Source organism: Paenibacillus sp. J22R67 (assembly GCF_059692175.1).
This window is the reverse complement of sequence record NZ_JCAUAX010000001.1, coordinates 1,168,151-1,181,897: the sequence shown is the minus strand read 5'-3', so window position 1 is coordinate 1,181,897 and position 13,747 is coordinate 1,168,151. Positions and strand designations below refer to the sequence as shown.

The 13,747-nt window shown below is 42.8% G+C and carries 11 protein-coding genes; 9 read left to right on the top strand and 2 right to left on the bottom strand.

Annotated features, from left to right (window positions below):
• The first annotated feature begins 9 nt into the window (after positions 1 to 9).
• Positions 10 to 1,812 (top strand): cache domain-containing sensor histidine kinase, encoded by a 1,803-nt coding sequence (locus AC58VC_RS05295; RefSeq protein WP_497367764.1) that lies wholly within the window; start codon positions 10 to 12, stop codon positions 1,810 to 1,812.
• Here AC58VC_RS05295 and AC58VC_RS05290 read toward each other — a convergent pair.
• Positions 1,809 to 2,093, bottom strand: coding sequence for a hypothetical protein (locus tag AC58VC_RS05290; RefSeq protein ID WP_497367763.1), 285 nt, complete (start codon positions 2,091 to 2,093; stop codon positions 1,809 to 1,811). The genes AC58VC_RS05295 and AC58VC_RS05290 overlap by 4 nt on opposite strands.
• Positions 2,094 to 2,382: 289 nt before the next feature.
• Between AC58VC_RS05290 and AC58VC_RS05285 the strand changes: the two genes are divergently transcribed.
• The 5 genes from AC58VC_RS05285 (at position 2,383) to AC58VC_RS05265 (ending at position 10,192) form a co-directional block, all read left to right on the top strand.
• A complete protein-coding gene (locus tag AC58VC_RS05285; protein WP_497367762.1) occupies positions 2,383 to 2,727 on the top strand; it encodes a YojF family protein in 345 nt (114 codons plus the stop codon).
• 23 nt (positions 2,728 to 2,750) lie between these two features.
• A complete protein-coding gene (gene bshB2 / locus AC58VC_RS05280; RefSeq protein ID WP_497367761.1) occupies positions 2,751 to 3,407 on the top strand; it encodes a bacillithiol biosynthesis deacetylase BshB2 in 657 nt (218 codons plus the stop codon).
• 335 nt (positions 3,408 to 3,742) lie between these two features.
• Positions 3,743 to 7,327 (top strand): Ig-like domain-containing protein, encoded by a 3,585-nt coding sequence (locus AC58VC_RS05275; protein WP_497367760.1) that lies wholly within the window; start codon positions 3,743 to 3,745, stop codon positions 7,325 to 7,327.
• A gap of 256 nt (positions 7,328 to 7,583) precedes the next feature.
• Positions 7,584 to 8,744, top strand: coding sequence for an FtsW/RodA/SpoVE family cell cycle protein (locus tag AC58VC_RS05270; protein WP_497367759.1), 1,161 nt, complete (start codon positions 7,584 to 7,586; stop codon positions 8,742 to 8,744).
• Positions 8,745 to 8,821: 77 nt separating this feature from the next.
• Positions 8,822 to 10,192 (top strand): UTP--glucose-1-phosphate uridylyltransferase, encoded by a 1,371-nt coding sequence (locus AC58VC_RS05265; RefSeq protein ID WP_497367758.1) that lies wholly within the window; start codon positions 8,822 to 8,824, stop codon positions 10,190 to 10,192.
• Between the two features lie 114 nt (positions 10,193 to 10,306).
• Here AC58VC_RS05265 and AC58VC_RS05260 read toward each other — a convergent pair whose 3' ends face one another.
• Positions 10,307 to 11,173 carry an AraC family transcriptional regulator gene (locus tag AC58VC_RS05260; protein ID WP_497367757.1) on the bottom strand — a complete coding sequence of 289 codons (867 nt, stop codon included), beginning with the start codon at positions 11,171 to 11,173 and terminating at the stop codon, positions 10,307 to 10,309.
• Positions 11,174 to 11,387: 214 nt separating this feature from the next.
• On the opposite strand from AC58VC_RS05260, the gene AC58VC_RS05255 reads away from it, so the two are divergent.
• From AC58VC_RS05255 to AC58VC_RS05245, 3 genes are all read left to right on the top strand, one after another.
• On the top strand, positions 11,388 to 11,726 hold the full coding sequence (locus AC58VC_RS05255; RefSeq protein WP_497367756.1) for a hypothetical protein: 339 nt from the start codon (positions 11,388 to 11,390) through the stop codon (positions 11,724 to 11,726).
• A 33-nt stretch (positions 11,727 to 11,759) separates the two neighbouring features.
• Complete coding sequence (locus tag AC58VC_RS05250) at positions 11,760 to 12,932, top strand: MFS transporter (protein WP_497367755.1); 1,173 nt, start codon at positions 11,760 to 11,762, stop codon at positions 12,930 to 12,932.
• 230 nt (positions 12,933 to 13,162) lie between these two features.
• On the top strand, positions 13,163 to 13,744 hold the full coding sequence (locus AC58VC_RS05245) for a hypothetical protein (RefSeq protein WP_497367754.1): 582 nt from the start codon (positions 13,163 to 13,165) through the stop codon (positions 13,742 to 13,744).
• Positions 13,745 to 13,747: the final 3 nt, after the last annotated feature.

Genomic DNA, 13,747 nt, shown 5'->3' with positions numbered 1-13,747 from the left:
GTGGGGATTGTGCAGATTAGTAGACTGAAGCTAAAACATCAGATCTTACTCATATTTACATTTTCAATCATCATATTTACGACCATGGAATTGTATTTCTACTACAGTTTCTATGATCTTACGCAAAAAAGGGCATCCAATTATGGTAATAAAATCATTGAGCAAACACGGCAAAAAATAGATACCGTATTTAACGATCTAGAAGTAAGTACAAACATTGTTGTTAGTAATAAAAAGATTCAAGAATTTACCATTGCGGATGATGATTATAAGAGGGCTTTTGATATCGGGGCTTACGTTATTGATCTCATGGAGTATATGAGGTCTTTTAATTCATATGTGAATGGTATTGTTATTAATGATAATGAGGGAAGACGCATATACAGTTTAGCTACAGCAAACGGTGATATATTTTTTTCGAATCAATACGATGAATTTATTAAGCCATATAAAATGGATAGGAAGTCAGTTAACAAAGGAACGTATACAGATATTCTAAAAGACGAAAAAACAGGAAGCGAATATTTCTTTTATATAGCACCTATTATTGAAGCTATTGGCGGGGTTCATTTTTCACAACTAACCGGCTATTGCTCCGTTATGGTGAATACCGAAAGGCTGCAAGAACTTGTTAAAAATACGGATTTGACGCCTAACTCTACTTTGTATCTATTAAACAGCCGTAATGAAGTCATTGCGTCAAATAATGCAAATTTCCGCGGCATTTTATTCAAAGATATACTTTCAGTAGATCGCGATAGCCTAACTAGTGGCGTCAAAACCCATATAAACGGGGAAGACGTCATCGTTCAGGAAAAAGATTTGGAGCAAGCAGACGGGTGGCGGATCGTAAGTATTATTCCGGTGCACGAATTGACGACCGACATGAACGCTATCAAAAATGTTAGTATTATTGCTGGCATTGGTATCATTCTAAGCTTGATTATTTTAGGGTATTTTTTCCTGAATAATTTGACACGACCTGTCATGGGGCTAGTAGCCGATATGAAAAGAATCGGTAAAAGAGACATGAGCTTTCGGATCAAGGTACGCTCAACGAATGAAGTTGGTGTGCTGGCCTACGATATCAACAGCATGATCGACCAAATGGAAGAGATGGCAAGCAATATCTTGAATACACAGGCAAGATTATATGAGTCGGAAATTAGCAAAAAGCAAGTTGAATTTTCGGCGTTACAAAGCCAAATCAACCCGCATTTCCTTTATAATACACTAAATTGCATAAGCAGTATCGGGCTTGAATATGGCAGCAAGGAAATTGCCCAGATTACTTCCTCTATGTCAAAAATATTTCGTTACAGCATTAAAGAAGATGAGCTTGTTCGGATAAGCGAAGAAATTCAGTGTGTTCAGGCGTACATGAATATTATTTCAATACGGTATGAAAACAAGTTTTCAATGGAAGTAGATATAGAAGAAAAGCTATTGGACATGAAAACACCTAAAATGATTTTACAGCCTATCATTGAAAATTCTATTTATCATGGCCTTGAACGTAGGGACGCAGGAGGGGATCTACTTGTAAAAGGTCATATCGATGCGAATGGAGATGTCTGTTTCCAAGTGAAGGATTCTGGCATAGGGATCGGTCATGATGAGCTCGAAAGTATAAAATCGAATCTGAACATGGACGATTCGGAGAGAGTGAAGAACAGCCCGGATGGGAAAAGCATTGGACTTTCCAATATAAATAACAGGATCAAGCTGATGTTCGGAGAAGGTTATGGGGTAGAAATAGAAAGCCAGATTGGCCAGGGAACTACAGTGATCGTTAAGATTCCATCTATTTAATGGATACCGAGGTCTTGCAGCATAGATAGTAAGACGATGTCTAGAAACATCTGCCAGTTTTTGTTGGACTCAATACGACCAACCCAGCCTATGCGAATCTCATGATCTTCATTGGTCACAAAAATGGAACGACTATTCATTTGAAAATTCTGCAATCCGCTGCCGTCTACTAGATATAACAGATGGCAGTTCACGCCATGAGGTTGAAGTGACTTACAACGCTCGCGATTGAGCGTTTCCATCCCGCTACTAGGCACAATGTATATAAATAGGATTTTCAAACGTTTCGCCTCACTTCGTATACGATAGATTAAGATATGCAATAGGCGTTATCTATGTATGTTCATTTACCTGCTTTAAATGTAAAAATTAGCCAAGTTTTGGTTTTGTGATAGTAAGCTAATTTATGGTATAAAGATCAGACTTACTTGATATGGACATCAATTGCTGGAGTCGTAATACCAATAGTTAGCAGGTAACGTGGATTCCATGTCAAGGTATGCTAAAATGATGTCATATCGGACAAGCTTATACGAGTCCGATAGAATTAACGCGATTGGAGGAAAGTAAATGCAGCTTATCGACATAACGAAAGTCCAGGAGTTTATCGATACCCTTATCGATCTGGATTTATATATCCATCTTGAGATGACAACGGGAGCTTACGCCGCGCATCTGGATCGTACGAAGCATCCGGCCGCGACCTTTATTTCGAACGCCGTTATTCGTTATTCCCACGGCTCAATTTCCGGGAATGGACCTTATCGCGTCGGCTTGAAAACGGAGCAAGGTTGGGTTTACTCCGAGGGGCTTACCCATTATGAAGAGACGGATTCCGAAAGGCTTATCCTTGCGGGCCATGATACGGCAGGGAAACTCGTCGTGGCGTTGCAATTGAGCCGGGATCCGTTCTAAGGGAAAGGAGAATGAGAACACATATGGAACGACACATCCTAGTTGTACTTCCGCATCCGGACGACGAAGCCTTCAGCGCGTCAGGGACGCTTGCCATGCATCTTAGCCAAGGATCGGAAGTTACTTACGCTTGTTTGACTTTAGGAGAAATGGGCCGCAACATGGGCATACCGCCTTTCGCTAACCGGGTTACTTTACCTGTCATACGCAAGCAGGAATTGGAAGCCTCTTGCCGTGCCATCGGCATCCGGGATATTAGAATGCTCGGATTTCACGATAAAATGATCGAATTCGAGGATAAGGTGAAGTTGGACGGAAGCATCGAAGCGCTCATTAAAGAGCTCAATCCTTCGTTGGTCCTTACATTCCACCCGACGTTAAGCGTTCATCCTGATCACAACGCATGCGGGGCGGCGGTCATCCGAACAATTGGCAGTATGCCTGCCGATCGAAGACCGACCGTACATTGCATGGCATTTGCCAATAATCTTGAACAAGAGATCGGCAAACCTGATATCATGAATGACGTCAGAGGTTACTTGAAACAGAAGATGGCGTCAATTCAATCACATAGATCCCAATTTCAAGCCGCCGAATTGTTAGGTAACAAGAAATTATCGGATTCGGAAATCCAGGCGCGCTTCGGTACGGAACGATTCTGGACGTATCGATTCGTTTAAAACACAATACATGAACAGCCATCCCCTTTGCGGGATGGCATTTTTAGCATTTTCGTTTGGATCCAACGAGTGTTGACTCTGCGGTAATTTAAGCTTCAATTACATCCAAATACATGTTGAAATTGCTAACCGTTTATCCTATAATCAACTTTAAGTATTACTAGTAATACTAGTTATATTATTGATCGAGGCTATGACTGATGATTATAGGGGGAAGGAGCCCTGTGTGAGGGAAGTGTTGATCGTATCCAAATGCCAAAAGTATTTTTGGGGAGTGATTCGTGGTGCTAAAAGCAAGCCTTAAAGGAGTCCTATGTTTCAGCCTATGTCTTTCTTTGGTTTTAGGATGGCTGCCTATACCTGAGGTCAAAGCGGCAACATCCACTAGTGTGGTTGATTGGAATAACGAGAAGCAGGTCATGGATGGACTTGGAGGTGCTTTCGCTTTTAATAAAGCTGCCGGCATCAAACAAATTTATGATAAAGACCCGGTTGCCGGCCGTGAGCTGTTGGATCTCATATTTAGCCATGATAAAGGAATAGGTCTTAACATTGTCCGTACGAATCTTGGAGATGGCGGAATTGTAAACGCTGCCACGAAAGCGGAGTGGGGGAATCGCTTCTACGATGGCCCAACGGATACGATTTGGCCAGAGAAAAATGAAGGTTTCGTCTGGGATCAACCGGACTGGGCTTCGCGCAAGGCACACTTTGATGAGGCGCAAGTCTGGATTATGAAGGAAGCGATGTCTTACGGTGTGAAGACTTTCTATGCCGATGCATGGTCTCCTCCGTATTGGATGAAGACGAATAGCAGTGTTTTGGGTCAAAATGGTGCCAAATTAAAAGCAGATAGCTATCAGGATTACGCAGATTACCTTGTTCAGTATGCTATTGGGTATAAGCGTGAGTTCGGTATTCCGATTACCCATATCGGACCAGCAAATGAGTCGGAAGCGGCGCATGGCTCCTACTCGGGATTTGTGATAACAGCAGCGGAGTATAAAGATTTTATGCAAAATTATTTAGGTCCAACGCTTCAAAAGGCCATCGATGAAGGGAAATTTGCCGAGCTGGGCATGAACCCTCCCCTAATCGTAGCTCCCGAAGGCACGAACTTGAACGCTTCGTTGAATCTCGGACGCCCAATGCTCGAAGATCCTGCATCTAGTACATACATCGATGTATTCTCGACGCACTTGTATGGGACATCAAGTTTCAATAATGGTCCTTTAACGTCTACAGGAACAACAGGTGCTTATCCTGATTTCTTGCGTAACTTCAAGTTATGGCAAACAGAGTTCATGACGCAGAATACAGCGAACTCTTCTGCTGCTGCAAATACGCAGCTTTATGCGAATCAGACGATTACGGATGGCGTCAAGTGGGCAAACCTGCTGACGAATATGTTTACGAGCGATCCTGGCTTCAACAGTTTTTTGTGGTGGTGGCCGATTGGGAATAATGGCGCTGATGGTTCTGACCTGATCCGATTAGCGACGACGGGTTCACCTCAAGGGAATGGCTCTACAGTTACTGGCTTATATCGAACATTTAAACGATTATATACATTTGGAAATTTCTCTCGTTTTATTAACCCAGGTGATATTCGGATTGATGCTACTCGTGTCCCTGTTGAAGGCGTAAATATATCAGCTTATAAAAATCCTGCAAATAACGAATTTAGTATCATAGCTGTCAACAGCGGAGCAGCGAATCAAGTGGTCAACTTCAAATTGAATCATTTTCCGGCTGGTGCGGCTTCGGTTGTCGGTTATCGCACGTCAGCCAGTGAAAATCAAAAGCTGATTGAACCGGTAGTCATGACTGACGGATCTTTTGAGGTAAACATTCCGGCAAACTCAGTCATTACTTTTGTACCCCAAACGGATCACAATCTTCCCGGATTGACTACGAAGCGCGACATTTTTTCTACACTTGAAGCTGAAGACAATGACGGGGCGTCCGGCCAATTTAACATCATTCCAGGTGGTGCCAATGGAGCTTTGTCCGATGTATCGAACGGCAGCTATATTAAATTTGCTAACGTAAACTTCGGCGATGGCTCAGCCAACGGCGGCATTGTCAGACGGCATATACTAAGCATGAACGCGATAGCGGCTGCTATACAAGGCGGATTCATAGAGGTGCGAATCGATGATCCTGCAACTGGCAGAGTGGTCGGCACGTTCAACATTCCAGGCAAAGGCAGCGGAGATGCCTATTCGTCCTATCCCATCCAGATCGATACGGGAGACAAGGCGGCTAATGGTTACCATGATATATATATGGTGTTTCACGGTAATGGAAATGCGTTATTTCATATCGACCGCTTTGAGTTCGATCAATCGGTTCTTCCTTCCGGAAGTATCTTGACGAATGGAAGTTTTGAAGATTCAACGGCAGCTGCATGGGAAAGAGCGTATGGTACAACAGGCACGACATTTGATCGTACCACAGGTCAGAATTATTCCGCTCCTCCGACAGCAGTCAGCTCGACAACGGCCTATTCGGCGATGATCTCGAATCGGGAAGAAGCTGCGAACGGCATAGCCCAAGTGATTACGGATAAAGTCACGACTAACAAGAAGTACAAGGTCAATGGCTTCTTTATGCCTTCCGATGAAGGGACAACAGGGAAAATCAACTTGGTTGCTCTGGATACAGTTGGAAAGGTTGTTTATACTAAGACCCTTGCGGAAAGAAGCAATCTTGAGGCAAGGGTTTGGTCACAAATCGATTCCATCTTTACGTACGAATCCCCAAATATGGATTATGAGACGCTAAAGATCGTATTTACGAATACGGGGACGGATACTTTATATGTAGACGAAGTTACTTTGGTTCCTTATACAGAAAATGTTTGGTCTATCCGGCCTGTACAAGTATCTACCAATGTTGGAGCGGCACCTGTTCTGCCTAACGTTGTAACAGCCGTTTACAGTTCGGGTTCTGAGTCGCAGTTACCAGTTACCTGGGAACTCATCGATCCTTCCAGTTACGCGAAAGAAGGGAGTTTTACCGTAACAGGTACAGTAGAGGGAGTTTCACTGACAGCAACTGCTGCTGTGACCGTTCTAACTCCATCAGGTAATCTTGACCCAAGCTATCTGACTGGACCTGAAAAGGTGTCAACAGGCGAAGTGTTTGATTTAACCTTTGGATTAAACGGGTACAGCCATGAAGCACTTGCTCAAGATATGACCGTGACCTTCAATACGTATAAGTTGGATTTTATTGCACCAGTGTCGCTCAGTAACGATTTTAAAGTAGTTGATTATAAAAGGATAGAACCTGGCAAAATCCGGTTTCTTAACGTGTTTTTCGGTGATTTGCAAACAGATCCGAATAGAGCCCTGATGAAGCTGCAATTCAAAGCAAAACCGGAAGCAGAACCGGGGGATGTCGATGTTGCAGTTTTGGGTGTAGTGATGGCAGACCAAGATGACGTTGAACATGAAATTGCAGGGTCTTCGCATCGCATTCACATTGCTGCTGTTGAGAAGCAGGATTTAACCGAGCTGATTGCGGAAGCAGAAGGCGTATATGCGAATGCAACCGAAGGAAAGCTTGTCGGACAATACCCTATCGGGTCGAAAGAAGCACTGAATAAGGCTATTAGTGCAGCGGTTCAAATTGCAAATGATGCCTCGGCAACGCAAAGTGATGTAGATCAATCAACAACTGCATTAACCCAGGCGCTGCAATTGTTCCGAAGCTTGGTAATTGTAGCTATACCTGGCGATATCAACCACGATAATCGAATAAGTGTAGGAGATTTGTCGAAAATGGTAAAAGCCTATGGCAAGACGTCATATGATCCAGACTGGAATTCTGTGATGAGCTTAGATCTTAATCAAGACGGATTCATTGATATCGAAGATTTAGCCCGAATGGCTAAATTGATTCTCAATTGGTAAGAGATCTCGTATTAATGGTATAAACTTAAGGAGCCGCATGGCAAATAGCCTAATGCGACTCCTTATTTGTATGCCTATTTTTGAGAATCAGGAAGAGATAATAGAGTGGGTTCGCTGGGAAATTTAAGGAAAATTTAATAAATACCCCACTTTTTATTAAACAGTTTATCTTATATTTATATGTAGATTTCTTAACATATCCAGAAATAGGTGATTCATTATTGAGAATATCCTTGGAGGAACGCAATTAGCTTTCATGTTGAAAAGAATAATTAAAGGGCTGGATGTCATTATTTTGTTGCTGCTGTTCATCTTAATGATCACTAGTATATTCTGCATCTACAGCGCAACACGGACTGAACCAGATTATTCCCAATCATATATTAAAATGATGTATTATTACGGGTTTGGGTTTATTGTCTTATTTATAATGCTATTTTTTAACTATAAACTCTTATTGCGCTTTTCACCGATGTACTATTTCATAGGGGTGGGACTGCTAGTCTTATTATTTTTTAAAGGGGATACGATCAACAATGCCCAGGGGTGGTTCATTCTTCCTGGTGGGATTGGCTTTCAACCAGCAGAGCTTTGTAAGCTCATTTTAATCTTGTTTTTATCGTATTTTCTATCTAAAAGAGAAGTCGAGACGCTTAGCGTGTTCAAGGAAATACTGCCAATGGGTTTTATAACATTAGTTCCTTTTCTCTTGGTTCTAATGCAACCAGACCTCGGTAATTCCATTGCGTATTTGGTTATTTTTATTGTGGTCTGTTGGTTCGGACACATGAACTACAAGCATGTTTGGATAGGTCTAGTAATTATGATAATCTTAAGCGGAAGCTCCCTCTGGAGCTATATCAAATATCATGTGGAAATAAAGAATTTTATGGCATCCAAACATAAAGAGTACTGGTTGGATAGGGTGGATGCCGTCCTTTTGCCAGAGCAAGCTTCTGAAAAAGCAACGTATCACATGAAACAATCGATCAAAGCAATCGGATCAGGCTCGTTAGAAGGAGATGGCTATCTTCATGGAACTTCAGTCCAGAGTGGTCAGGTTCCATATACCTATGCAGATTCCATATTCGTTGTAGTAGGAGAAGAATTTGGATTTATAGGAGCATCGGTGTTACTCTTCCTTTATTTTCTTCTCATTTATCGAATGATCACTATCGCACTTAACATTCGCAGCCAAACAGGCATTTACATCATTGGTGGAATTTCCGCTATGTTTTTGTTTCAAGTTTTCGAAAACATCGGGATGCTGATTGGTATCATGCCGATTACGGGAATCACCCTTCCTTTTATCAGCTATGGAGGCACCTCGTTGTTGATTAACATGGTATCGATAGGTTTTGTTCTAAGTATAAAAATCTATGATGACATAGATGTTGAAGATATTATTATGCGTTAATGTTCGATCCAATAGCGAATATTCGGAGGAATATTTCGATAATGATGTAACGAAGCAATCTACATAGGAGGTTTTTCGTGGATAACCGATATGACGAACTCTATAAAAAGGCTCAAGCCTACGGCCAGGAGCATTTACTAAGGCATTACCCGTCGCTTTCCAATGATTCGAAGAACAAGCTGCTCGATGAGATGGAACAGCTGAATTTTGCCGCGCTTGGTGAGCTTTTTCAACGTACGAAGCAGCCAGTGGCAAACACCGACTTTATTTCGCCAATGGAAGCCTATGATTCGGAAGATTATAGCGAGGAGGAGCGGGAGAAACTGATCGAGTCTGGTTGGGACTTACTCCGTCAAGGCAAGGTCGCGGCGCTTGTCGTCGCTGGAGGGCACGGAAGCCGCCTAGAGCATGAAGGGCCTAAGGGGACCTATAACATCGGGCTGCCGTCAGGAAAGTCGCTGTTCCAGCTGCAGGCCGAGCGCTTGCTCAACTTGTCACGGAAAGCTGGTCGGTTCATCCCCTGGTACATTATGACCAGCCCTGAGAACCATCAGGATACAGTGCGATACTTCCAGGCATCAGAGTATTTCGGCTATGCCCCTGACGACATTTTCTTCTTTCGGCAAAATGTCCTGCCAGCACTGGATTCCTTAGGACACATCCTGCTCTCCGCCAAGGACGAAATCGGTCTTACCCCTAGCGGAAACGGCGACTGCTTTGCTTCCATGAAGCGGTCAGGAGCCTTGGACGACCTGAAACGTCGGGGAGTGGAGTGGCTTTTCTATTACAATGTAGATAATGCTTTGATCCGAGTCGCCGATCCGTTTTTTATAGGGGCTGCTGCACATCATAACTATCCGATTGCCACCAAAGTCGCAGAAAAATCCTACCCTGAGGAGAAAGTCGGCATTCTTTGCATGAAGGACGGCAGACCCGCAGTCATTGAATACATGGACGTGCCTAAAGAGCTAATGTACGAAAGAGATAGCTCGGGCCACTTGACCTACGGGCTGGCCAACCTTTCGATTCATTTGTTTCGTACCGATTTTATCGAACAGCATGCGGATACGAATATTCCTTATCACGCCGCCAATAAAGCGGTCAAATTCATAGACGATCAGGGACATCCGGTCCATCCAGAGTCGCCTAATGCTTTTAAATTTGAAAAATTTATATTTGATTTCTTTCCGCTCGCCGAACGCATGATGGTTTTGAAAATACGAAAAGAGGAAGAGTTCGCCCCTGTCAAAAACAAGGAGGGCAAGGACAGTCCGGCGACAGCTCGCTCACTTGTGCAGGAATTATATAAGAAGTGGCTCTTGGAAGCAGGTGTGGATTCCTCTGCGCTTGTAGGACGGGATATCGAAATTTCCCCATTGGTTTCTTACGCGGGGGAGGGGCTGACACCGGAAGTTTTGAAAGCTCTTTTAGACGTACAGTCTAACTGATGCTACTAAAGATAGTTCCAAAGACAGGACGGCTGCCGTCCTGTCTTTGCTTTTAAACGGATGGTGTAGCGCGGTGATTGTCTCGTCTCAATATTCTCAGTTCCATCGAACTTTTTAATTAAACTGACTTTTACGATACTGAATGGGAGTAAAGCCCGTTATCTTTTTAAAAATACGGCAAAAGTAAGGGAAATTAGGTATTCCAACCAATGAACCGATCTGTTCAATAGATTTTGATTCTGTTTTTAACAACCAGCAAGCTTGTCTTATTCTTCGCGCGATCACATATTCGGAAATGCTTCCCCCTGTTTCGGTCCGAAATAACCGAGATACATGACTCTTGGAAAGATGGAGTTCCTTTGCTAATTCAATTAAGTCAAATGGTTCCGTAAAATGCTCTTCGACCCAATTCATTATTTTTTCAGCATGGCTATCCGGACGTGAGACTCCTCCAAATTCTCCAATATGTAGCGAGATAAGATAGTCTAAAATGTTGAGGATCAACATGGACGCAGTCTCGTGGTCTTCAGCCTTTTCTTTCCACCCCATTACCAAGTCATTGAATCGTTCAAGAACACCTATCATATAAGTTGAGTCGCGCTCCTCACGGAACACCTGATTGGACATTTGTTCCTTCCATATCTGATCAAAAAAACGAGACAGTACAGAAAAGTGTTTTAAATGAGGTGCAACAATGGAGGGCTCAAAGGTTAAAACCGTTCGTACATATGGATTTTGAGCATTGGCATCAAATTGAATACGGTGAAGCTGGAAGGGTTGCAAAATCACTACACATCCTGCCTCTAATTTGTAAATCTTGCGGTTAAGGGTCAGGGTTCCACTTCCTTGATGGACAAATAAGACCTCGATCCCTTTATGATAATGGTAAGTAATAGGGGGACACTCGTAGGACACGTCCCTATATTTAAGTCGTATCCCCCTGTTGTTCAGAACATGAAATACTTGTGCACGTTCATCCATTTGTTGTGTGTGTTTCAACGATGTTCACCATCCAACCATCTTTTCAAAAATATCAATTGAGTGATATTTTGTGACTGATCGATATAACTTTTTTGGCCAAATAGTAAGCTATAATAATAATGTCGATACCATCTAATTATACGTTGTAGTATTTATTTGTGGCAATGCTGCTTACAGAGAAAAAGGGGCGCAGACCTTCGGAGGTGGGCATAAAATGATTTTCCCTTTAGCGATTCTAGAAGAGGACGAACAGACTGAGTTATGGGATGGAATTAAAGATATTCTGAAAGAATGCTATCAGATAACAGAAGACGAGGCGATGTTAGTTATTCATGAAAGTAGTGAAAAAGCACAAGAGTTGTTAAGCGATTATCTCCCCTACATAGACACCATCCATGAAATTATTGGTGGAATTAGAGACACGCTAGACAATCATATGAATCTAGTGTTTCAGAAAGAAGAATTGCCAAATCAATTGATTTATGAAGCAGCTGCGTGGCACGCGTTTGAATATGTAAGATGTTACTATAAAAGAGCGGCAAATTTCGTATAACGGCATATCCAACTGAAATAGGAGAAAAATCAGATGGCAGGAAGATCAACGTACGTGTACATGTCTATGTATTACTCACTGGTATTTATGGCTTTAGGCGCTTTCAGTAACTATATTCCCATCTATTACAACGACATGCGGCTTGATCATTTTCAGATTGGTCTGCTCTCGACTGCGGGAGCGATTACCGCAATGATCGCTCAACCACGCTGGGGACTGGCCGCCGATAGAGCTGCATCGAAAAACAACTTGCTCCTTATAGCCCTGCTGCTGACCTCTATTCTCGTCTGGACGCTTCCGGCGGCAGGCAATCAATTCTGGTTGCTATTCGTGTGCACAATTGTGTTCGGGGCCGTCCAATGTGTGATCAACCCACTCGGCGACACGATCACGTTGGAGATTTCCCGCAAGTTGGGAATGAACTTCTCACGGATCCGCACAGCAGGATCCGTCGGTTATGCCTTGATGGCGGTTATTGCCGGCTGGCTGCTGGACCGAAACCTGCATTATATGTTTCCGTTGTTCTCTGGACTAGTGTTCATCGCCTTCCTGCTGGCTTGGGGTATTCCTAAGGTGGAAGGTCATCAGCACAAAGCGAAGGTGGAACTCAAACAGCTGTTCACTAGTAGAAAGCTAGTTCTGATCTACTTGTACACGCTGGTTGTAAACTGTACGTTGGGCTTTTTTACTACGTTTCAAGCCGTCTATAGTAAGGAAGAGGGACTGAGCACGGCGCTGATCGGCCTTGGGGTCAGTTTAGGTTCGATCAGTCAGTTTCCGTTCATGCTCTTTTTTCAACCACTTTACCGGAGGTTCGGGATCTTTAAGATCTTGCTCTGTTCCGGGATTATCCTTGCCGTTCGGTGGTTACTGTTCAGCGGCTCGCTAAACCCAGCCGTTTATTTGGCGACATGGGTACTGCACGGCGGGACGTTCATGCTATTTTACTTATGTCTCGCCGAGTATGTGAACACACATGTGCCCAAAGAGTTGAAAGCAAGCGGCCAAATGATGAATTCTTTGACAATGAACGCCATCAGCAAGACAGTAGGTTCGCTGTTAGGCGGACTTTACGCCGGCTGGTTCGGCATCCGATCAGGATTTTTGGTCAGTTCTTTCATCTGTGTTGTTGCAGTGGCTTTGTTCTGGTATTACTATAGGTCAAACGATGAGGAAAAAGTGGAAATTGAAGGGACGGCGCAATAGGTGAGGCTGCCAGTTGATCAACTTCTTAAGGAAGAACTGGAATGAAGCAAGATCTGTCACAAGTGGAAAATACCAAAGATTAAAACCTCCCAGTTCTAGCAAAGCTAGAGTAACTTAAACCGGGGAGGTTTTTTTATTATGATTTTACAAGATTTAGCATAGGATCTATTTATCCACATTGAAGCACAACCTTCCAGTTATTGGAGCGTAAAATGAACAGGAGGGGAATAATGGAAAAGTTGAAATTAAGGATTGCATGTGGAATTGTATTGATATTTCTATTTTTTTATTTAGGCGAATACAAATTAGATGCATTAAGTGCTGCCACAGCGAACACATTTGTACCGGAGGATTCCGTATTATTAGATGAGGTTGAATATCCATGGGGAAAAGTAATGATCTTCAACTCACTTGAAAAGCCGATGACAGTCATTTGCTTCAAATCATTTGGCTTTCTATGGGTTTCAGGATCGTCCACGTATTATTATCATAACGATGACCCCATTAAAACTATAGGCGGAGTCTCATACTCGGATGACAAAGGCAGGGCTGCGACCGTTTTCAGTGTTATGTTGAATGACCCACAGATATCTTATTTAGAGATCGGACCAGAAGGAAACAGATTAAGTAAGAAAGCAACATTAAATGTACCGATTACTTTCAAATGGGATAAATCATATCCATGGAATGTTTTTAATGCTAAAGCGTTTAATGAAGATGGGAAAGTTCTCTATGAATATCGCTACGCTCAATCAAACTATATTAGATCCGAGGATTTAAAATGGTATCCAATTTCGGCAAAAATCCCATGATCT

Coding starts and splice junctions, on each gene's coding strand:
- AC58VC_RS05285 (WP_497367762.1), top strand. CDS start 2,383: ATGCAGCTTATCGACATAACGAAAGTCCAGGAGTTTATCGATACCCTT.
- bshB2 (WP_497367761.1), top strand. CDS start 2,751: ATGGAACGACACATCCTAGTTGTACTTCCGCATCCGGACGACGAAGCC.
- AC58VC_RS05270 (WP_497367759.1), top strand. CDS start 7,584: ATGTTGAAAAGAATAATTAAAGGGCTGGATGTCATTATTTTGTTGCTG.
- AC58VC_RS05260 (WP_497367757.1), bottom strand. CDS start 11,173: ATGGATGAACGTGCACAAGTATTTCATGTTCTGAACAACAGGGGGATA.
- AC58VC_RS05255 (WP_497367756.1), top strand. CDS start 11,388: ATGATTTTCCCTTTAGCGATTCTAGAAGAGGACGAACAGACTGAGTTA.
- AC58VC_RS05250 (WP_497367755.1), top strand. CDS start 11,760: ATGGCAGGAAGATCAACGTACGTGTACATGTCTATGTATTACTCACTG.
- AC58VC_RS05245 (WP_497367754.1), top strand. CDS start 13,163: ATGGAAAAGTTGAAATTAAGGATTGCATGTGGAATTGTATTGATATTT.